General features: G+C 45.6%; 24 protein-coding genes and 1 pseudogene. 22 read left to right on the forward strand and 3 right to left on the reverse strand.

What is annotated here, in order from left to right; all coding sequences use genetic code 11:
* Positions 1-25: 25 nt before the first annotated feature.
* The 22 genes and pseudogenes from JCM16456_RS24430 to JCM16456_RS04395 all read left to right on the forward strand — a co-directional run.
* Positions 26-452 (forward strand): annotated as a pseudogene (locus tag JCM16456_RS24430) (hypothetical protein); the annotation flags it as partial.
* A 20-nt stretch (positions 453-472) separates the two neighbouring features.
* The gene (gene flhF / locus JCM16456_RS04295) at positions 473-1540 is read left to right on the forward strand and encodes a flagellar biosynthesis protein FlhF (protein WP_408068378.1); all 1068 of its coding nucleotides are present in this window, start codon (positions 473-475) and stop codon (positions 1538-1540) included.
* Positions 1541-1552: 12 nt separating this feature from the next.
* Entirely contained in the window at positions 1553-2440 is an 888-nt protein-coding gene (locus JCM16456_RS04300; protein ID WP_068712687.1) for a MinD/ParA family protein, read from the forward strand.
* Positions 2433-3167 carry an RNA polymerase sigma factor FliA gene (locus JCM16456_RS04305; protein ID WP_068712689.1) on the forward strand — a complete coding sequence of 245 codons (735 nt, stop codon included), beginning with the start codon at positions 2433-2435 and terminating at the stop codon, positions 3165-3167. Before JCM16456_RS04300 ends, JCM16456_RS04305 begins: the two co-directional genes overlap by 8 nt.
* 45 nt (positions 3168-3212) lie before the next feature.
* Complete coding sequence (cheY, locus tag JCM16456_RS04310; protein WP_000697869.1) at positions 3213-3581, forward strand: chemotaxis response regulator CheY; 369 nt, start codon at positions 3213-3215, stop codon at positions 3579-3581.
* A 58-nt stretch (positions 3582-3639) separates the two neighbouring features.
* Entirely contained in the window at positions 3640-4392 is a 753-nt protein-coding gene (locus tag JCM16456_RS04315) for a protein phosphatase CheZ (RefSeq protein ID WP_068712691.1), read from the forward strand.
* A gap of 9 nt (positions 4393-4401) precedes the next feature.
* Entirely contained in the window at positions 4402-6708 is a 2307-nt protein-coding gene (locus JCM16456_RS04320) for a chemotaxis protein CheA (RefSeq protein ID WP_068712693.1), read from the forward strand.
* 28 nt (positions 6709-6736) lie between these two features.
* A complete protein-coding gene (locus tag JCM16456_RS04325; protein ID WP_068712695.1) occupies positions 6737-7858 on the forward strand; it encodes a protein-glutamate methylesterase/protein-glutamine glutaminase in 1122 nt (373 codons plus the stop codon).
* A 9-nt stretch (positions 7859-7867) separates the two neighbouring features.
* Positions 7868-8644 carry a ParA family protein gene (locus tag JCM16456_RS04330; RefSeq protein WP_068712697.1) on the forward strand — a complete coding sequence of 259 codons (777 nt, stop codon included), beginning with the start codon at positions 7868-7870 and terminating at the stop codon, positions 8642-8644.
* On the forward strand, positions 8637-9758 hold the full coding sequence (locus JCM16456_RS04335; protein ID WP_068712699.1) for a chemotaxis protein CheW: 1122 nt from the start codon (positions 8637-8639) through the stop codon (positions 9756-9758). The genes JCM16456_RS04330 and JCM16456_RS04335 overlap by 8 nt, the downstream gene beginning before the upstream one ends.
* A 36-nt stretch (positions 9759-9794) precedes the next feature.
* Positions 9795-10283, forward strand: coding sequence for a chemotaxis protein CheW (locus tag JCM16456_RS04340; RefSeq protein ID WP_068712701.1), 489 nt, complete (start codon positions 9795-9797; stop codon positions 10281-10283).
* Positions 10283-10792, forward strand: coding sequence for a DUF2802 domain-containing protein (locus JCM16456_RS04345; RefSeq protein WP_068712703.1), 510 nt, complete (start codon positions 10283-10285; stop codon positions 10790-10792). Before JCM16456_RS04340 ends, JCM16456_RS04345 begins: the two co-directional genes overlap by 1 nt.
* Positions 10793-10995: 203 nt before the next feature.
* Entirely contained in the window at positions 10996-11619 is a 624-nt protein-coding gene (ccmA, locus tag JCM16456_RS04350) for a cytochrome c biogenesis heme-transporting ATPase CcmA (RefSeq protein WP_068712705.1), read from the forward strand.
* Positions 11616-12284, forward strand: coding sequence for a heme exporter protein CcmB (gene ccmB, locus JCM16456_RS04355; RefSeq protein WP_068712707.1), 669 nt, complete (start codon positions 11616-11618; stop codon positions 12282-12284). The genes ccmA and ccmB overlap by 4 nt, the downstream gene beginning before the upstream one ends.
* Before the next feature lie 133 nt (positions 12285-12417).
* Complete coding sequence (locus JCM16456_RS04360; protein WP_068712709.1) at positions 12418-13173, forward strand: heme ABC transporter permease; 756 nt, start codon at positions 12418-12420, stop codon at positions 13171-13173.
* Position 13174: 1 nt separating this feature from the next.
* Positions 13175-13381 carry a heme exporter protein CcmD gene (ccmD, locus tag JCM16456_RS04365; protein WP_068712711.1) on the forward strand — a complete coding sequence of 69 codons (207 nt, stop codon included), beginning with the start codon at positions 13175-13177 and terminating at the stop codon, positions 13379-13381.
* Complete coding sequence (gene ccmE / locus JCM16456_RS04370; protein ID WP_068712713.1) at positions 13378-13866, forward strand: cytochrome c maturation protein CcmE; 489 nt, start codon at positions 13378-13380, stop codon at positions 13864-13866. The genes ccmD and ccmE overlap by 4 nt, the downstream gene beginning before the upstream one ends.
* Positions 13863-15815, forward strand: coding sequence for a heme lyase CcmF/NrfE family subunit (locus tag JCM16456_RS04375; protein WP_068712715.1), 1953 nt, complete (start codon positions 13863-13865; stop codon positions 15813-15815). Before ccmE ends, JCM16456_RS04375 begins: the two co-directional genes overlap by 4 nt.
* Entirely contained in the window at positions 15812-16366 is a 555-nt protein-coding gene (locus tag JCM16456_RS04380; protein ID WP_068712717.1) for a DsbE family thiol:disulfide interchange protein, read from the forward strand. The genes JCM16456_RS04375 and JCM16456_RS04380 overlap by 4 nt, the downstream gene beginning before the upstream one ends.
* Positions 16363-16845, forward strand: a complete 483-nt coding sequence (locus JCM16456_RS04385) for a cytochrome c-type biogenesis protein (protein WP_404819149.1) — start codon at positions 16363-16365, stop codon at positions 16843-16845. Before JCM16456_RS04380 ends, JCM16456_RS04385 begins: the two co-directional genes overlap by 4 nt.
* Complete coding sequence (ccmI, locus tag JCM16456_RS04390) at positions 16842-17741, forward strand: c-type cytochrome biogenesis protein CcmI (protein ID WP_068712719.1); 900 nt, start codon at positions 16842-16844, stop codon at positions 17739-17741. The genes JCM16456_RS04385 and ccmI overlap by 4 nt, the downstream gene beginning before the upstream one ends.
* A 120-nt stretch (positions 17742-17861) precedes the next feature.
* On the forward strand, positions 17862-18614 hold the full coding sequence (locus tag JCM16456_RS04395; protein ID WP_068712721.1) for an MlaA family lipoprotein: 753 nt from the start codon (positions 17862-17864) through the stop codon (positions 18612-18614).
* Here the strand turns inward: JCM16456_RS04395 and JCM16456_RS04400 are convergent, their stop codons facing one another.
* From JCM16456_RS04400 to JCM16456_RS04410, 3 genes are all read right to left on the reverse strand, one after another.
* Positions 18615-19280, reverse strand: a complete 666-nt coding sequence (locus JCM16456_RS04400; RefSeq protein ID WP_068712723.1) for an SDR family oxidoreductase — start codon at positions 19278-19280, stop codon at positions 18615-18617. It lies immediately after the preceding gene.
* Positions 19281-19456: 176 nt separating this feature from the next.
* Positions 19457-19960 (reverse strand): VC2046/SO_2500 family protein, encoded by a 504-nt coding sequence (locus JCM16456_RS04405; protein WP_068712726.1) that lies wholly within the window; start codon positions 19958-19960, stop codon positions 19457-19459.
* A 169-nt stretch (positions 19961-20129) separates the two neighbouring features.
* Entirely contained in the window at positions 20130-21128 is a 999-nt protein-coding gene (locus JCM16456_RS04410; RefSeq protein WP_068712727.1) for a branched-chain amino acid aminotransferase, read from the reverse strand.
* Between the last annotated feature and the right edge of the window lie 473 nt (positions 21129-21601).

The raw sequence follows: 21601 nt of genomic DNA on the forward strand, positions 1-21601 counted from the left end.
TACACCTTAGATACGGATACTTGCTTTGAAGATTAAACGATTTTTTGCCAGAGACATGAAAACAGCTCTGCTTCAAGTTAAAGAAGAACTTGGGGTTGATGCGGTGATCATGTCAAATAAGAAGGTCGCTGGCGGCGTAGAGATCGTAGCTGCTGTCGATGGCGATACTCCCTCACCTAAGGGAGCGCTAAAGCGTCACGCTGCGCAAACTGCAAGAGAGCCAGTGCAGCGTTCGACCGCAAAGCCAGCTCCCGCTCGCAGTAGCTCCAGAGAGCTAGAAGACGATCGCGTTAGTCTAAAAGCTGGCGTTGAACAAGGTCGTTCAATGACGCAGCGTTTTGCTAACATGCTTAAGCAGTACAGTAATACGCAAGTCAATCATGGCGATGATGATAATCATCAGGGTGAAGAAGTTGATTCACTCACAGCATTATTAAGACGACAAGCAGAACAGCAGCAAGGTAATGGGCCTATCTCCCGTTACACTGACTCTTCATCACAGCCTCGTTTATCCGATAGAGAAAGCGATGGCCACCGTGGAAATGCAGGCCGTCAAACGCCCAAACTCGACCCAACTCGATTCGAACGTTCTCGGCGCGAGCAGGATACAAGCCTTGCTACTGAAGAGTTGGAAAGCATGCGCGAAGAGATGGAGTCGATTCGTCGTCTACTCGAACACCAAGTATCTGGTTTAATGTGGCAGGAAGTTGAGCGTCGAGAGCCGCTGCGTGCCATGTTAATTCGTCGCTTAGAGCGCATGGGCGTGTCGCTGGATTTAGCGGACCAACTTGCATGCTATATCCCAGAAGATACGCCGCCACCCAAAGCGTGGAAAGCGTTATTGCGTTTAGTCGCTGACCAAGTTCCTGTAGCGAAACAAGATATCCTCAAGCGCGGTGGTGTTGTGGCCTTGTTAGGGCCGACTGGAGTGGGCAAAACCACGACTGTCGCGAAATTGGCCGCGCGAGCCGCAATGGAATTTGGTTCGGACAATGTCGCGCTAGTTACCACTGATACGTATCGTATTGGTGCGCACGAACAATTATCTATTTACGGACGAATTATGGGGTGTCCTGTAAAAGTTGCTAAAGATTCCAAAGAGTTAGCCGATGTAATATCTCAGTTGCGAAATCGTCGTTTAATTTTGGTCGATACCGCAGGGATGGGACAGCGCGATGTTCGGCTTTCAGAGCAATTGGATACCCTAATGCAAGAGAGCGGAGAAGTCATTCATAGCTATCTTGTGCTACCTGCTACAGCACAACGCAAAGTGCTGCAGGAAACGATTGAGCATTTCAGAAGGATTCCGCTTTCTGGGTGTATTATGACCAAGCTAGATGAGTGCTTGAGTTTAGGGGAATTTGTCAGTGTTGTGGTACAGAACGCTTTACCAGTGGCCTACATCGCCAATGGTCAGCGAGTGCCCGAAGATATCGTGATTGCCCAGCCAAAATACATGGTATCTAAAGCTAACGAGTTACTGGAAAAGTCGACAGAAAATGAACCTCACTACTGGGCTAGTGACGTAGAGAAATTCTAGGCGGCGATGATTATGACGAATAAAATGATATATGACCAAGCTAGCGGATTACGCCGCTTAACCCAACCCTCTCTTACGAAAGTGATCACGGTCACTGGCGGTAAAGGTGGTGTAGGGAAAACCAACGTGACTCTCGGTATGGCGATTTGTATGGCTCGCCAAGGGAAAAAAGTCATGGTGCTTGATGCTGACTTAGGCTTAGCCAATGTCGATGTCATGCTTGGAATTCGCCCTAAACGCAACCTCGGACATGTTTTAGCCGGAGAGTGCGAGCTAAAAGATGCCATTGTTGAAGGCCCGTTTGGTATTCGAATTATTCCCGCCACCTCTGGAACGCAGTCAATGACAGAGTTGTCACACGCGCAACATGTTGGTTTAATTCGAGCTTTTGGTAGTCTAGAAGATGAAATGGACGTGCTGTTAGTCGATACAGCTGCCGGGATTTCTGATATGGTAGTAAGCTTTTCACGTGCAGCTCAAGATGTAGTCGTAGTGGTATGTGATGAGCCAACCTCGATTACTGATGCGTACGCTTTAATTAAATTGCTCAGTAGAGAACATCAAGTACAACGTTTTAAAATTGTTGCTAATATGGTGAGAAGCTATCGAGAAGGACGAGAATTGTTTGCAAAATTGACATTAGTCACAGAGCGGTTCTTGAATGTTAGCTTAGAGCTCGTTGCGTGCATACCTTTAGATGATAATGTGCGTCAAGCCGTGAAAAAGCAAAAAATTGTGGTTGATGCTTTCCCTCGTTCACCAGCTGCACTTGCAATTAGCTCATTAGCGACCAAAGCTTTAACATGGCCAATACCAAGGACGCCGAGTGGACATTTGGAATTCTTTGTTGAGCGGCTACTCAATCGTACGGAAATAGTAGGGGAACCTTTTGGTGAATAAAGCGCTAACTTATGATCAATACGGAAATGTGAACAGTCAGCAACTGTTCCTGGAGAAATACTCCGTATTGGTTAAGCGTATAGCTCATCATTTGATTGGGCGATTACCTCCAAGCGTTCTTATAGAAGATTTAATCCAAGCAGGAATGATTGGCCTGCTGGAAGCACAACGTAATTACGACGGGTCTAAAGGCGCTAGCTTTGAAACCTATGCAGGAATTCGAATTCGTGGGGCCATGCTTGACGATATTCGACGTGGTGACTGGGTACCACGCTCGGTTCATAGAGTGAACCGAGAAATTAGCCAGGCTATTTCAACATTGGAAGGTGAACTTAATCGAGATCCTTCTGACTCTGAAGTAGCGAAGTATTTGGGGATGTCGCTAGAACAGTACCACAGTGCCTTAAATGATATTAACTGTTCTCGAATAGTTGGTATAGAAGATTTAGGTGTCGCTGATGATGCTATCTCGCCCATTGATGATGAAGAAGACAACTCACCATTTAAGGGAGTTGCCGATGAATCATTTCGAAAAGCATTAGTTGAATCAATAAAATCGCTTCCGGAGCGTGAAGCTTTGGTACTTTCGCTCTATTATGATGAAGAACTAAACTTGAAAGAAATTGGTGAGGTCATCGGTGTCAGTGAATCTCGCGTTAGCCAGATACTTAGCCAATCAATGCAGCGTCTACGAACAAAGTTGAGTTCTTGGACAGAAAATGACTAAATATCACTGAATTTGAACTCAGTGGAGGCAATTTTGAATAAAAACATGAAGATCCTTATTGTTGATGACTTCTCAACAATGCGCCGTATTGTAAAGAACCTTCTGCGTGATCTTGGCTTTAATAATACCCAAGAAGCTGATGACGGTTTAACGGCTTTGCCAATGCTTAAAAAAGGGGACTTTGACTTTGTTGTGACTGACTGGAACATGCCAGGCATGCAAGGTATTGACCTACTTAAAAATATTCGTGCGGATGAAGAGCTTAAACATCTTCCTGTTCTTATGATCACAGCCGAAGCAAAACGTGAACAGATCATCGAAGCAGCTCAAGCAGGTGTTAACGGTTACATTGTGAAACCATTCACAGCAGCAACGCTGAAAGAAAAACTAGATAAAATCTTTGAGCGTCTATAAGCACCTTTGTTTTTCGCAAAAGGTGATCTATTCATTAAGCTTATAGAGGCTATTCAGGATGATTTCATTAGAACAAGCAAAAGAACTCGTTCAACTCGTTGAAAACGGTCTGCAAGATGAAGCAACTGCTTTAGTCGCGCAAATGAACCTTGCTCAACATAGTGAGGAATTGCAAGAGGTCGTTAAACGAGATCCTATGTTACAGGAAATTGGGACTCTTACTCGTGAATTGCATGATTCACTTACGCATTTTCATATTGACGATCGCATGACTGAAATCGCCAAAGATGAAATTCCCGATGCACGAGAACGACTAAATTATGTGATTGAAAAAACGGAAGTCGCTGCAAACAAAACGATGGATGCAGTGGATCGTTGTATGCCTATAGCTGACCGTATGCACGAGAGTTTGCTGCAAGTTCGTCCACAGTGGAATCAACTGATGCACGGCAAGATCGACCTCGTAGAATTTAAAGCTCTTTGCCACCGCATAGACGATTTACTCTCTTTGGTGGAAGGTGACAGCAGTGAGTTACGAGGTCAGTTAACCGAGATTTTGATGGCGCAAGATTTTCAGGACTTAACCGGACAAATCATTCGACGTGTCATAACATTAGTTAGCGAAGTGGAAAAACGCTTGGTTGACATACTTACAGTGTTTGGGACTGCCCAGACAGATAAAACAGCAGACGATAATAAGGATAAATCAGCAACTGAAGCTGAGGGTCCAATTTTGAATCCTCATGAGCGTCAAGATGCTGTGGCATCGCAAGACGAAGTAGACGATCTGTTATCGAGTCTTGGTTTTTAGGGGTTACGTATGAGCTACGAATTAGACGAAGATATTCTTCAAGACTTTCTGGTAGAAGCGGGTGAAATACTCGAATTGCTGTCAGAGCAATTGGTCGAACTAGAAAACAATCCTGAAGATAAAGATCTTTTAAACGCAATTTTCCGCGGCTTTCATACCGTTAAAGGCGGAGCCGGGTTCTTATCTTTAACTGAACTGGTTGAAACATGCCATGGTGCAGAAAACGTGTTCGATACGTTACGTAACGGTCAGCGCAGTGTTTCTCCCGGTTTGATGGATACCATGCTTCGTGCACTTGATACCGTTAACGAACAATTTAGTGCGGTGCAAGAACGTGGTCCCCTAGAAGCAGCCGAACCTGAACTTCTCGAAGAGTTACATCGCTTGAGCCGCCCTCAATCTGAAGATGAGGACGAACCTGCTGCAACTGCAGTAGTTGAAGATGAAGCGATAGAAGCTTTTGAAGAAGAGGTCTTAATTGAAGAAGAACCTGTTGAGGAAGAACCAGAGGTTGAGCAACCTGCTGCGGATGAAAAAGCGGTCAGTTCCAATTCAATTGACGAAATAACCCAAGACGAATTCGAAAAACTCCTTGATGAACTACATGGCCAAGGTTCTGCTCCTGGGCACCAAGGTGAAGTAAAACCAGTAGCGGAAGCTCCAGCCAAACCTGCAGCAGCCTCCGATGCAAGTGGTGATATTACCGATGATGAATTCGAAAAACTTTTAGATGAGCTGCATGGTGCGGGGAAAGGTCCTGCTAATACTGAACACGCGCCAGCGGCAGAAGCACCAAAACAGCCAGAGCCACCGAAACAACCAGAGAAACCTGCAGCGAAAGCGTCACCATCTACAGACGGTGACTTAATGACCGATGATGATTTCGAGAAGTTACTCGATGATCTGCACGGCAAAGGTAAAGGTCCATCGGTTGAAGAGTTAGAAGCTGCGACAAAACCAGCTTCCCAAAATCCAAAACCAGCAGCTAAAGCTGCGCCTGCACCGAAACAAGCTGCTCCGGCGGCTGCAGCGAAACCTGCCCCTAAAGCGGCTCCTGCGGCGAAAAGTGCCCCTCCAGCGAAGGCCGCAGAAGAAAAACAAGCGGTTGCTAAGAAAGCACCTGCTCAGCAAGCAGACACAACAGTCCGTGTTGATACGTCAACGCTCGATATCATTATGAATATGGTCGGTGAGCTGGTATTGGTGCGCAACCGTCTATTGAGCCTTGGCCTAAATAGCAATGACGAAGAGATGTCTAAAGCAGTGGCCAACTTAGATGTCGTTACTGCTGACCTGCAAGGTGCGGTGATGAAAACCCGCATGCAACCTATCAAGAAAGTGTTTGGTCGTTTTCCTCGCGTGGTACGTGACTTGGCTCGTAGTCTCAAGAAAGACATCGCCTTAGAGTTGCGTGGTGAAGATACCGATTTAGATAAAAACTTGGTGGAAGCACTAGCTGACCCATTGATTCACTTGGTGCGAAACTCTGTTGACCACGGTGTTGAGATGCCTGATGTTCGTGAGCAATCTGGCAAATCTCGTACGGGTAAAGTCATTTTATCTGCGTCACAAGAAGGTGACCATATTGAATTGGCTATCATCGATGATGGGGCTGGTATGGATCCGGACAAACTGCGTGGCATTGCCGTTAAGCGCGGGTTAATGGATGAGGATGCTGCATCTCGATTATCGAACAAAGAATGTTTTAACTTAATTTTCATGCCTGGCTTTTCTAGTAAAGAGCAAATCTCCGATATTTCCGGTCGTGGTGTAGGGATGGACGTGGTGAAAACTGCGATTAATACCTTAAATGGCTCAATTGATATCGATTCAGAGATGGGCAAAGGAACTAAGATTACGATCAAAGTTCCGCTAACGTTGGCGATACTCCCAACCTTGATGGTGGGTGTAGCGGGGCATCCATTTGCTCTTCCTCTTGCCAGCGTAAATGAAATTTTCCATTTAGATTTGGGGCGTACTAACGTTGTTGATGGACAATTGACGATTATTGTCCGCGACAAATCTATCCCACTGTTCTACTTACAAAACTGGTTGGCACCACAAAAAGGTCGTAAATCGGGTCGTAAAGGTGAAGGTCTTGGTCACGTAGTTATTGTTCAACTAGGTAGCCAACGAGTAGGCTTTGTTGTAGATACCTTAATTGGTCAAGAAGAAGTGGTGATTAAGCCTTTGGATCAGTTACTGCAAGGTACTCCAGGTATGGCGGGTGCGACCATTACCAGTGATGGTCATATTGCGTTAATTCTCGATGTGCCAGATCTGCTTAAGCAGTACGCGGCTGCTTCACGAATCTAAATGACCATATAAAATTATAAGGATAACTATGGCGATTAGAGTGCTAGTTGTTGATGATTCGAGCTTTTTTCGACGTCGAGTTAGCGAGATCATCAACTCTGAACCGCGGTTAGAGGTTATTGATGTGGCGGTTAACGGTAAAGAAGCAGTGGATAAAGCGCTGAGTCTTAAACCGGATGTCATCACTATGGATGTAGAGATGCCAGTGATGGATGGGATAACAGCTGTGCGTGAAATCATGGCTAAAGGTCCTATTCCAATCCTGATGTTCTCCTCTTTAACCCATGACGGAGCAAAAGCGACACTTGATGCCTTAGATGCTGGCGCTTTGGATTTCTTACCGAAGAAGTTTGAAGATATTGCACGTAACCGTGACGAAGCCGTTTCTGTTTTGCAACAGCGAGTTCTTGAGATTGCGTCGAAAAAAGGGCTTATGCGCCGAGCGCCCATTAGTCGCCCGACTCCAGCTACATCGTCTTTATCGACGACTGCTAGTTCACTTGACCGCGCTCAACGGGCTACAGCACCAGTAAGACCTAGTGCTCCAGCGGGGCGCTTTAAATCGACAGGTAAGAAATATCAGCTTACTGCGATTGGTACATCAACGGGTGGACCAGTTGCTTTGCAGAAAATTTTGACTAAACTGCCGGCAAACTATCCGCACCCAATTGTTCTTGTTCAACATATGCCTGCGACGTTTACCGCTGCATTTGCTAGCCGCCTTAATTCACTGTGCCAAATTCAGGTGAAAGAGGCGGAAGATGGCGATGTGCTAAGAGCTGGTGTGGCATACCTTGCTCCGGGCGGTAAGCAGATGATGGTGGAAGGTCGGCCTGGAGCGGCCAAACTGCGTATTCTCGATGGTGGGGAGCGCATGAATTACAAGCCTTGTGTTGATGTTACCTTTGGTTCAGCAGCAAAAGTGTTTGGTGATAAAGTGCTTTCGATGATTCTGACAGGAATGGGCGCAGATGGGCGAGACGGTTCACGAATGTTGAAAGAAGCGGGTTCGACGATTTGGGCTCAAGATGAAGACAGCTGTGTGGTTTATGGTATGCCACAAGCAGTAGCTAAAGCGGGTATTTCATCGGAAGACTTGCCTCTAGATCGAATCTCTGAACGAATGTTAGTTGAAGTCGGTCTTGGATAAGGGTACTGCATGATTGTTTGGAGTGTCGCTAACCAGAAAGGTGGGGTGGGTAAAACCACTACCACCATTACCTTGGCTGGTTTGTTAAGTAAACAAGGAAAACGCGTGTTGCTGGTGGATACTGATCCTCATGCATCTTTAACTACCTACTTGGGTTATGATGCTGATGCGGTTCCTGCCAGTCTATTTGATCTGTTTCAACTGTCAGATTTTACAGAGCAGACTGTTGCACCATTAATTTTACGTACCGATATTCAAGGTATTGATATCATTCCCGCACACATGTCGTTAGCAACACTTGACCGTGTGATGGGGAACCGTAGTGGTATGGGTTTGATTTTAAAGCGCGCTTTGCTCGCGCTGCGTAAGCAATACGACTACGTGCTCATCGACTGTCCTCCAATTTTAGGCGTTATGATGGTCAATGCTTTAGCGGCTAGTGATCGTATTTTGATTCCGGTGCAAACGGAATTTTTGGCAATGAAAGGCTTAGAGCGTATGGTTCGCACGTTAGCCATCATGCAAAAGTCACGGAACAAAGAATTTAAAGTCACCATCGTACCGACCATGTACGACAAACGAACCAAAGCATCATTGCAGACTTTGACCCAGTTGAAACGTGATTATCCAGACAAAGTTTGGACCTCAGCTGTGCCGATTGATACCAAGTTTCGTGACGCAAGTCTAAAGCGTTTGCCTGCGTCGCATTTTGCTGAGGGTAGCCGTGGCGTTTTTGCTTATAAGCAACTATTACTGCATTTAGAGAGGCTAGCGATCGATGAGTAGTGTGCAGCACCTGTCGAGTGAACAGGCGTTAGATGATTATTTTACTGCACTGCTTTCTGAAGAGTTGGGGGAGGAGATTGTTTCTGCCCCAAATAAGCCAGATGAGGCTCCAGAACTCGCTCGTCAATCTGCTTCTGTCACTGAACCTTCGGTGCAATCAACTCCATTTTTTGATGATGACAACATTGAAGAGTTACCTGGAGCGAACCTAGAAGAGGTGCAGCGTTTACTCAGTCAGCTAGAGCAGAGTAATCCAGTTGAAGAGTTACAACTTGATGAGTTAATGGAGCAGAACACCTTCGATATTTCTCACGATACGGTTGTGGTTGAAGCGACTCCCGATGTTGAAGAGATTCAAGAGTGGAATACAGAAACTCTTACCGAAGATGACGAGGGTGAACCTCATCATCACGAGGTGGAACTGGATACCCATGTTACAGAGGCAGAGATCGAAACGCCTCAAACAGAGACAGTTGAAGAAAATATTGAAGAAGCTTGGGCCTCAACGGCCGAAGTAGAAACAGAAGTTAAGTTAGAACCTCAATCGCCAGAGACGGTGGTTGAAACTGCTGAGATTGAACCGGAAGAGGTTGTCGAAGCTCAAGTTGAACCTCAAACTCAAACGGGGGACTTGAATTTAGACAACTGGCATACTCCGGTGCGGCAAGATGCTTTTCAGGTGCTTTATTTTGACGTCAATGGTGTGACGTTTGCGGTTCCTCTTGATGAGCTAGGAGGAATACACCGTAAAGCAGAACTGAACCATTTGATAGGTCGACCTGCTTGGTATCTTGGCCTTCAAACTCAACGTGATGCCCAGTTGGACGTGGTTGATACGGCTAAGTGGGTGATGGCTGAAAAGCTTCACGATGAGAGCTATAAAGAGGCATACCAGTATATTGTTATGCTCGGGGAAAGTATGTGGGGGCTGGCTTGTTCAAAATTGATGGGCACTGAGCTTCTGAGAAGTGAACAAGTACGCTGGCGAGAGCAAGTGGGTAAACGGCCTTGGCTAGCGGGCATGGTAAAAGAAAAAATGTGTGCTTTAATCCATGTTGATGCATTGATAGCTATGCTTAATGCAGGGCTCGATGTGAAGGCGCTCGATAAATAGTTTTTTTGGTCGGAGACGACGTAGAGAGGAAAAGGTATGTCTCAAAACGTAGAAGTTAGAAAAGAGAACTCCAATGACGAAGTGCTTCAGTGGGTAACATTCCAACTAGAAGAAGAGACCTACGGCATTAACGTAATGCAAGTACGTGAAGTTTTGCGTTACACTGAGATCGCTCCTGTCCCTGGTGCGCCAGATTATGTTTTAGGTATCATCAACCTTCGTGGTAACGTTGTCACTGTTATCGATACCCGTGCACGTTTCGGTTTAGTTCAGGGTGAAATTACGGATAATACTCGTATCATCGTGATTGAATCTGAACGCCAAGTTATCGGTATTTTGGTGGATAGTGTGGCTGAAGTTGTTTACCTACGCTCTTCTGAAATTGATACCACGCCAAGCGTGGGCACAGATGAAAGCGCGAAATTCATTCAAGGGGTGAGCAACCGTGATGGTAAGTTGCTGATTTTGGTTGATTTGAACAAGCTTCTGACTGACGAAGAGTGGGATGATATGGCTCACATGTAATGAATATGTGGTCTTGGATGAATCCTCCTGTCATCGCAGGGGGATTTGTATTAATCATTCTTTTGTTGATCATGATCTTGCTACAAGTACGACGAGAGTTGACTAAGCAGGGTGATGCTTTGCGTCAGCAAAATAGGGCTTTAGATAAAGAATTGACCAAAGCGAATAAACAATTGCTTGAAGTCCGTTCTGTTGTCGTAGGGTTGGGGCAGCGAGTTTCTGAGCAGCAAGATATTATTTCTCATTTAAATGAGCGCATTATGGCCTTGGAAAATGAAGATAATGATGCCCGACTCTATAGCCGTGCGACTAAAATGGTGCAGCTCGGCGCTGATGTTGATGAGCTGATATCAGAATGCGAATTGCCTAAGGCTGAAGCAGAGTTAATGATGTCGTTGCAAAATAAACTTGCAGGCCGAGAAGCTGTTCCTCCACTCACAAGTCACCCAGATGGCCGACAGCAAGAGTCTCCTCGACGTCGTCCACTAAGAAAAAAAACTAACTTCTAAGCCGCTGTTTAAAACAGCGGTTTTCTTTTATTCACTCCTTAGTTTATATGCGAAATGATGATGTTCAGCAAAATCGCTTGCGCTCATTCAGTAATGAATTTTATAAAAAATAATCTAACTCAATGATTTCGCGGAGTTAAGCCCTGTTTCGTGTACTTGTGCTTGTGGTAACATGACATGCTAATGTAACCGAAGAGATTGCTATGCTCGCCGTTAATCATCTCAGTGTCTTTCATGACGACCTCCCTTTGTTTGAATCGATCTCTTTTAGGTTACAAGCTGGCGATATTTTACAAATTGAAGGTGAGAATGGAGCGGGTAAAACGTCATTACTACGAATTGTTGCGGGTTTAGGTAAAAGCTGTTGTGGAGAGGTGCTGTGGCAGGGGGTACCTATTGCTCAACAACGAGAGGTGTACCACCAATCAATGTTATTCATCGGTCACCTCGCCGGAGTGAAGCGCGAGTTGACCGCTTTAGAAAATTTACGTTTTTATCAAACAATAGCGGGTAAGCGGTTCGCACATGAGGAGTTAATGACCGTTTTAGCCAAGGTGGGTTTAGTTGGACGTGAAGATGTGGTAGTCGCGCAATTGTCGGCAGGGCAACAGCGTCGTGTGGCTTTAGCTCGACTGTGGTTAAGCGATCATCTTTTGTGGATTTTGGATGAACCTTTTGCGGCGATTGATGCTAAAGGGGTTAAGGTTCTTGAGGCGCTCTTTGTGCAACACGCGCAACAAGGAGGGATGGTATTACTCACAACTCATCAATCGCTGCCTAGTCAGCACGCGATGCTGCAGACTCTGCGTTTGGATAAACGCCAATGATGAAAGGACTTTGCGCCCTGCTATTTCGAGAACTTTTAATCGCTTATCGCCGTTTGGCGGAAGTTTTTAATCCGCTGTGGTTCTTCGTTTTAGTGATCACGTTGTTTCCGCTCAGTGTTGGGCCTGATCCGCAAATATTGCAACGTATGGCGCCGGGCATCATTTGGGTTGCCGCTTTGTTGTCGGCGTTACTTTCTCTTGAGCGTCTTTTTCGGGATGACTTTATCGATGGGTCGTTAGAGCAACTTATGCTAACCCCGCTTCCCTTGCCTTTGATCGTCGTGACTAAAATCATCGCCCATTGGATATTAACCGGATTACCCCTGTTATTGATTAGCCCTTTGTTAGCGGTATTGTTGTCGTTAAATGTCGCGACATGGTGTGCCGTGGCATTAACCCTTTTGGTTGGGACACCTGCGTTAAGTTTTATTGGTGCGATTGGCGTTGGCCTAACGGTGGGGTTGCGTAAGGGTGGCGTACTAATGAGCTTATTAGTGTTACCTCTGTTTATTCCGGTGTTGATATTCGCAACATCGGCTGTTGATGCCGCTGCGATGGGAATGGCTTATTCCGGTCAATTAGCCATTCTTGCGGCAATTTTGGTATTGGCCTCAGTTCTTGCACCGTTTGCAATTAGTGCGGCGTTGCGCATTAGCGTTCGATAGCAACGAGGAGTCTCAAGGCTAGGTTGATGCGAGTCTGCGTTCAGTATCTGCCTAAATGTTTAGGCACAATTATTTAAGATGGGTTTGATTGACCAATATCAGCACCTTGGAAGCAATGAAAGTGAGATTGAATATGTGGAAATGGCTTCACCCGTACGCCAAGCCTGAGACGGTTTATCGTCTATGTGGCTGGTGGTTGCCGTGGTTTAGTATTGCTGCCGTCATTTTTATTGGAGTGGGTAGTGTGTGGGGACTAGCATTTGCTCCAGCAGATTACCAACAGGGGAATGGCTTTCGTATCGTTTACTTCCATGTCCCGGCGGCGATATGGTCGATGGGGATTTATATTTCGATGGCTATTGCGGCCCTCTTTGCCATTGTGTGGCAGATAAAAATGGCCAATTACGTGGCGGTTGCTATCGCCCCCATTGGCGCGGTGATGACGTTTATTGCGCTAGTGACGGGGTCCATTTGGGGTAAACCTATGTGGGGAACTTGGTGGGTGTGGGACGCTCGCCTCACCTCAGAGCTGATTCTGCTGTTTCTCTATTTGGGGGTTATCGCCCTCTATCATGCCTTTGATAATACCGCTACAGGAGCAGATGCAGCCAATATTCTAGCGCTCGTAGGCGTGATTAATATCCCAATTATTCATTACTCGGTACAGTGGTGGAATACCTTACATCAAGGGGCAACTATTACCCGTTTTGCTAAGCCGGCCATGGCGTTGGATATGCTGTGGCCATTACTGATTAATATCTTCGGTTTTGCCTTTTTTATTGGCGCAGTGGCATTGATCAGATTGCGTAATGAGATACTCAATCAAGAACGTCATCGTCCTTGGGTTGTTGCTATGGCAACCAAAAGCATCGCAAAGGAGGGCGCATAACATGTTTTTTGCCTCTATGAATGACTTGTGGTTGATGGGAGGCTATGCCGCCTATGTATGGAGTGCGGTGGGGGTTGCTCTTTGCGCCATGTTGATACTGGTCTGGCATAGCTTGCGTCGCCGTCGCAAAATTTTGCATGACGTGACTGAGAGATTAGCTCGTCAAGTGAGAATAGCCCAAGCAAAAAAACTGGAAAACACGTTATGAATCCAAGACGTAAAAAGCGCCTCTTCGTTGTAACCAGTATTGTTGCGGCAGTAGCGATTGCGCTGAGTCTGGTGATGTATGCTTTGAACCAAAACATGAATCTATTTTATACACCTAGCCAAATTATTTATGGTCGTGATGGGCATGTGCCGCAAGTTGGTGAGCGTTTACGTATTGGTGGTATGGTGATCGTTGGTTCAGTACATCGTGATCCTAACTCACTCAAAGTCACTTTTCAGCTCCACGATATCGGTCCTTCGGTGACAGTAGAATATGAGGGGATTTTGCCGGATTTGTTTCGTGAAGGGCAAGGTATTGTGGCGCAAGGGGTATTAACAAGTCGTGATACGGTAAAAGCGGTAGAAGTGTTAGCAAAACACGATGAAAACTACATGCCGCCAGATGTTCAAGAAGTCATGAAGAATAATCATGCCTTTATCCAAGCTCAGAAAAATGCGGCCCGTACGATGGCGGTACAACCATGATTGCCGAGCTAGGACATATCGCCTTAATTTTGGGCTGGGGTATCGCGTTACTGCTCAGTGTTTTACCTTTAGTCGGTGCCAAATATCAACGCGCTAGCTTGATGGCCTCTGCCCGACCATTTGCCACAGCAATGTTTATCTTTATTACACTCTCTTTTATCGCCTTAGCATGGGCGTTTTACAGTAACGATTTTACGCTGCAATACGTGGCGCAAAACTCGAACAGTCAATTGCCTTGGTATTATCGCGTGACGGCCGTATGGGGTGCTCATGAGGGTTCACTACTTTTATGGGTCTTTCTTCAAAGTCTATGGACGCTCGCCATAGCGTGCTTAAGTCGTGGGTTACCACTTGACACACTTGCTCGTGTATTGGCCATCATGGGAATGATCAGTGTCGGATTTTTGACTTTTATTCTTTTGACCTCGAATCCATTTATTCGCACTTTACCTTACTTCCCGGTAGATGGGCGCGATCTTAATCCGCTGCTGCAAGATCCGGGACTGATTCTTCATCCCCCTATGTTGTATACCGGCTATGTCGGTTTTTCGGTGGCGTTTGCATTCGCCATAACCGCATTAATGACTGGGAAGCTGGATACGGTTTGGGCACGCTGGTCACGGCCTTGGACTACTGCTGCGTGGATGTTTTTAACCGTCGGTATATGTTTAGGTTCGTGGTGGGCCTATTACGAGTTAGGTTGGGGTGGTTGGTGGTTTTGGGACCCGGTGGAAAATGCATCGTTAATGCCTTGGCTGGCAGGAACGGCTTTGTTGCATTCTTTGGCAGTGAGTGAAAAACGTGGCACGTTTAAAGCGTGGACTGTGTTGCTGGCGATATGTGCTTTTTCTCTCAGTTTGCTTGGCACGTTTTTGGTTCGCTCTGGGATTTTAGTTTCTGTTCATGCGTTTGCTTCTGATCCCTCACGAGGTTTGTTTATTTTGAGCCTATTGGTGATTGTTATCGGTGGCTCACTGCTCCTGTTCGCTCTAAAAGGCGGCGCGATTCGTGTCCATACCCAGTTTGCTTTGTTGTCTCGCGAATCCGCTCTGTTATTTAACAACGTTTTGTTGATGTGTGCTTTGGTGATTGTGTTCATCGGAACACTGCTACCTCTGGTTCATAAACAGTTGGGTTTAGGCTCCATTTCGATTGGTGCACCATTCTTTAACGTGATGTTTGCTTGGCTAATGTTGCCGTTTGCGTTGGCGCTCGGGGTGAGTCCGCTTATACGCTGGAAGCGAGAACAGGTCACTCGACTTATCCAACCAACGCTAATCGCTGGTGTATTAGCACTGCTATTTAGTTGCATCATTCTCATCATGTTTGCTAACCCATTCCGTCCTATGGCGATGATGGGATGGGCCCTTGCATGGTGGATTGTGTTATTGCATTTATTCGATATCTACCTGCGTTCCACTCATCGTTACGCTTTCTGGCAAGGTTTACGTAAGTTACCACGTAGCTATTGGTCGATGTGGGTTGCTCATTTAGGTCTCGCTGTTGCTATCATCGGCGTGGCCATGATAGAGAATTATGGCCTGAAAAAAGACATTCGCTTAGCGCCGGGAGAACAGGTGATTGTTGCTGGTTATCAGTTTGACTTTGTCGGACTGCAAAACATTCAAGGATCAAACTACAGTGGCTATCAAGGTAAGTTCAATATCAGTGTCGATGGTCAGTGGGTCAATACTCGCTATGCTCAGAAACGATTCTATCCGGTTGCGCGTTCAATGATGACCGAAGCCGCGATTGACCGCGGGATCACTCGCGATCTCTATTTGGCTTTGGGTGAACCTCTTGGTGATGATGCTTGGGCTGTGCGAATTTGCTATAACCCTTTTATTCGATGGATTTGGGGGGGAGCATTACTGATGGCTTGTGGAGGATTATTATCGATAACCGATCGCCGTTATCGATTTAAAGTGTTCAAGGAGACAAAAGCATGAGTAAGAAACTCCTTTTTATTCCTTTGATACTATTTATTGGCTTAGTAGTGATGTTTACCATCCAACTTGTCGATAATGCCGATGGGGATGACCCTACTAAATTAGAATCGGTACTCGTCGGAAAGCCAGTACCTGCTTTTAGATTGCCCAATTTGTTTGATGAACATCAGTATTATGATCAGCGCCTTTTTCAAGGTAAGCCAATGTTGCTTAACGTTTGGGCTACATGGTGCCCAACGTGTCATGCAGAGCATCAATTCCTCAACACCTTAGCACATCAAGGGGTCAACATCGTTGGCCTTAACTACAAAGATGATCGAGCTAACGCGATTGCTTGGCTCAATCACGCCAGTAACCCCTATGCGGTTAACTTATTTGATCGAGATGGCATGTACGGTTTAGATCTTGGCGTCTATGGCGCTCCAGAAACCTTTGTGATCGATGGGCAAGGTGTGATTCGCTATCGTCACATTGGCGATGTCAATGCTCAAAATTGGCAGATGAAACTTGAACCACTCTATCACCAACTTGTTCGGGAAACTCGCTCATGATGTGGCGTAGTGTTGTAGCGACATTCGTTTTGTTGTGGGCGAGCCATGTGTGGGCGGCGATTGATGTTTATCATTTTGATTCTGCAGAGCAAGAGATTCAGTTTCAGGAACTTAGTGCGGCATTAAGGTGCCCCAAATGTCAAAATAATACCATTGCAGATTCTAATGCTGCATTGGCGAAAGATTTACGCCAAAAAGTGTATGAAATGACCAAGGAGGGAAAAAGTCGCCAAGATATTGTTGACTATATGGTTGCTCGCTACGGCGATTTTATCACTTATAACCCGCCCTTAACCCTTGGAACGTTAATCTTGTGGGTCGGCCCATTGCTTGTCCTCATGTTTGGCTTGGTGATGATATGGTATTGTAGTCGCCGCAGCTCACTTGAGAGTCATGAGAGCGATAACTGGGACAGCAGTAAGGAAGAGCGCTTGAACACTTTGCTGGCTCGCTTTGAGAAAGAGGTGAACCGCAAATGATGTTATTTTGGATGGGGGTTGCGTTCTTGGTGCTACTGGCGTTATTTTGTGTGTGGATTACTTGGCGGTTTTATCAAAGACGGTCGATGGCTAGCACAGCGCGAGAACACCTCAGTGCCGCTTTTTATCAGCAGCGTTTGGATGAACTAAAAATAGAAAGCGAACAAGGTTTAGTGTTTGATGAGCATCGCTTAGTTATCGATCTCAAACAAAGCTTGCTCGATGATATTCCCGTCGAGAGGGACAATAACCAACTCATGTTACCAGTGGTGGAAAAGCGGCTGGTGTTCATCTTATCCACTGCGGTGTTACTGCTGTGTGCAGGGATGTATACTTGGGTTGGTGGCTATCACCAAGTGAGCCATTGGCAACAAGTACAGCATTCAACACCTGCGTTAACGCAAAAACTGATTACGTCGCATGGAGTACTTACCCCAAGTGATAGACAAGATTTGCTATTAGCACTGCGTACCCGTTTAGCGGATAAGCCTGATGATACAACAGGGTGGATGATGTTGGGGAGAGTTGCTACCGTCGCTCAGAACAATGCCATCGCGATTCCAGCTTTTGCGAAAGCGCATGATTTATCCAAGCAGGATGACAGCATCACTTTTGCTTACGGGCAGAGTTTGATTCTGACATCTAACTCAGGGCTGCAACAGCAAGGACGAGATTTGCTATTGCCGCTATTAACTAAGCCTTCCATAGCGTTTAACGTTCTTTCCTTATTGGCATATGACGCGTTTTCGCAGCAAAAATATGGGGACGCTATCGCGTATTGGCAAAAGATGCAAAACGCCATTCCTGTGGATGATAAACGCTATGCTAAGCTAGTTGACAACATTGCAAAGGCCCAACAGTTGCTAAGTGACAACAATAAGAGTCGTGGGCAGTAATAACCTTAGGGAACCCAGTAGAGATACTTATACCCATGGGTATATTCATTTGCACGACAATGTGCAGCCAGTCAGTTGAGTTAAACCGGCCGATAGAGCCAATTTTTTACGGATTACAGCATGAACAATCGCATTTTTCGCGTCTTTTTCTTAGGCTTGGTTTTTGCCCTAGCAGGGTGTAGTTCTGCACCAGATCAGCAGGGTAACCAAGAAACGAACACCGATGATCCTCTGCAAGGATTTAACCGTGCTATGTGGACGGTTAACTACGACTATCTTGACCCATACGTATTGCGCCCAGTCTCATTGGCTTATGTTGATTATGTACCAACGCCGGTGCGTTCTGGCATTGCAAACTTTTTTGGTAACTTAGATGAGCCTGCGAGTATGGTGAACAACATCATTATGGGTAATGGCCGTAAAGCACTAAATCACTTTAACCGTTTTTGGATAAACTCAACATTTGGTATTTTGGGCCTGTTCGATATCGCTTCAGCGGCGGGAATCAATAAAGAAGATCAAAAGGAATTTGGGGATGCGGTTGGACACTATGGTGTTGGCAAAGGTCCATACGTTATGGTTCCGGGGGCTGGACCTTATGCTTTGCGTGATGGGGCTGATTTAGTTGACTCCACCTACTTGCCTCTCTCTTATCTCAATATCTGGGCTAGCGTCGGAAAATTTGTCTTCCAAGGGTTGGAAAGTCGTGCAGCATTAGTGCAACAAGAGCCTATGCTGAAAAATTCGCCAGATCCTTACGCATTCACTCGCGATGCTTATCTGCAACATCTCGATTTTAAAGCGGAAATCACCAAAGATGATTACAATGCGGAAGAAGAAGATCAGCTAGACGAATACCTAGAACAGTATTGATTAAGCTGTCATAACTCTTCCACTAAAATACTCATTCGCCACAATATACTCAGTGTGGCGAGTGAGCTCTTCATAATGCAAAATATCACTGCGTTGTGCTTCGTTTGAGAGCTGTGGTATGACACCGCCCACACGAATATTAAACGGGGTCAGTTCTTGTGCCCAGCTTTGAGTAAACCCCGATACAATCGAACTTGCGCTCACCAAACCATTCGATTCCATTGCTTCGCCGTAGGAAATTACATTAACGATCACGCCGCTATTGTTAGCTTGGCGCATACGCTGTGCACAGGCATAACCAAACAGAAAAAAATGAGCAGTTAAGGTACTCCATTGCTGAACAAATTGCTCGGAAGCAGCTTTATCAACAAAAGAGGGCAACACAGTGTTAGGCCAGTGATTGATTAATACATCTGGTGCTTGATGGTAAGTTTCTTGGACGAAATCGAGAATCGCTTCGACCGCTTTGGGCTGGCAAGACGTAAGGATACAAGAGTGAACTTGATCGTTGACTTGACGGCACAATTGAACCGTTTTCATCAGATTGGTTTCGTCATGGTCACAAAGAATCAAACGAGCACCAAGATGAGCATAATGAATGGCGAGTGACCTTCCGAGTATAGAACTCGCGGAAGTGATTAAAATAACGGCACTTTCTATTTTCATCCCACTCTCCCACTTAATCTGTTGAACCACTCCCTTTATTAGAGGGTTTTGACAGCATGGTTGATGAGATCAATTCACAGTGTGAATAAGATCAAAGAACACTGTTTAGAGGAAAAATGGGGAGGGTTTCTTTGCAGCGATTCACACAAACGAGTGTATTACATTAAGCGTTGCACTTAAGCCTGTGCACGGATCTGATCATGGCGATTAGAGAAAACCAATTGTTGATATAAATCAGCGGGTAACAGCTTTTTAGGCTCTTTATCTGCTAAATGGCGTCGCTCATGTCCCGACAGATTAAAGTAGATATCTTCTGGTAAGACATGGGTGTCTTCTGGGAGATAAGTGAGGGCATCTGGTACGAGATAGTGGCTGAGCTTGGCACTTGATAAGCCACCATCATGAAACTGCTTTGCTTGTTCAGCAGAAATGGCATAGGAACTTTGATCGTTTTGCAGTGCCTGTGGTTCTTGTAGCTGAAAACGCTGACGCAACAACTTATCAGTCGTGATTACTTCATCAATCTGTTCGACCGGAGTGTTATCACGCACGTCATTAGAAAACATAGCAAGCATAAGCGCAAAATCGGCGCGACGAGTTTGGTGGACCGCTTGGTTAATTCCAGTGCCGACCTTAAGCTCGTTAATTATCGCTGCTTTGTCTAAAGTATGAACTTGCATGTGACTCTCCGTAAGTTATTCATCTTAACGGCGCGTCAGGTAAAAACTTGAGGATTTTTATTGGATTAATTATATCTCTAGCGAGGCAAGCTTAAGAAATGTTGAGTTAAATAAAAAGCCAGCGACTGAGAGCGCTGGCTTGATTCGGTAGCTTCAAAGGCACTAAGATTTAAGCAATCTTAGTTAACCAGTTGTGTGTATCTGGTGCTTTACCCCATTGAATGTCATTCAATGCTTGGCGAAGTTTGGTTGCCATTGGGCCGATATCACCATTACCTACTGGGTAATCTTTACCGTTATAAATGAAAGTACCTACTGAAGTTAACACTGCAGCTGTACCAGAAAGCATTGCTTCAACGCCAGGTTTTGCTGCACGTTCTAGCAGCTCTTCTACTGACACTTCACGTTCACTTACTGTCATACCAAGGTCTTTTGCGATAGTGAGGATACTAGAGCGAGTTACGCCATGTAGGAAGCTTGAATCCAATGCTTTGGTAATGATTTCATTTCCATCGACCAATAGGAAGTTAGCCGCACCTGTTTCGGTGATGTAACCATTTGGACAGAACAGAATTTGGTCTGCTTGGTATTTTTCTTTTGCTTCGATGGTTGGGCGTAGTGCACTAGCGTAGTTACCACCACTTTTGATCATCCCCATGTGTGACGCACAGCGTTGGCCAGTTTCATCTAGCATTAGACGTAGTGCGTGCGCACCGCCAGCGAAGTAGTCGCCAACTGGAGAAAGAAGAATATACGCCATAGAGCTATTTGTTGCAGACGCTGCTTTACCAATTTGCGCTTCGGTACCGATGTGAGTCGGGCGAATGTACATCGAGCCAGGTGCTTCAGGTACATCTGCTGCAAATTCAGCCACGATCGATTTGATCATGTCGCCAATCTGTTCTTTGTTTAGCTCAGGTAGTGCGAGTAAGTGACTGCTTTGAGCAAAACGTTCAATGTTTTGGTCCATTCGAAAGACGTGCACACTGCCGTCGGGGTGACGGAACGCTTTCAAGCCTTCAAAACAAGTACTTGAGTAGTGTAGAACGTGTGCACCAGGGTGAAGAGAGATGCTGTTTGAATCAACGATTTGAGTTTCTGACCATTGATTATTTTCGAAGGTTGCCATTGCCATTTTCGGCATGAACACGCTACCAAAAGCCGCCATTATGATTTCCCTAATAAATAATAATTGAAAAGATGTTGTGCGATTAAGTTTGGGCAGGCGATAAGATGAGTCGTCCAAGACCTAATCTCAGAATACTAAAACAGATCGAGTTTGTAAGAAAGAGCGAAGCGGTGATTGAGGTAAATTAGTTACGCTGATTCAGGTCGTTCATTATTTGGATCACATTATCGCGGTGCTTATATTGCTCGTGGAAATAAATAACGAGGATAGGTAAACGTTTTTGTCCATATCCACACTAAATGTACAACTATACCCAAGTAACCTCAATATGCGGTTTCAGCGAGAATGTATTCGCTCATAGGCAAGGCACCGATTTGAATACATAGTTATTCTACGTAGAAAATCGGTAACGTAGCGTAGGAGCGAATACAACTCGCCCCTTGGGAGCTCATCAACAAGCCCATTTCTGCGCTCAATGACGTTGAAAGGGAATGACCATTCCTGCCGTCATT

Origin of the sequence: Vibrio tritonius (genome assembly GCF_001547935.1) — a bacterium.
GTDB lineage: Bacteria > Pseudomonadota > Gammaproteobacteria > Enterobacterales > Vibrionaceae > Vibrio > Vibrio tritonius.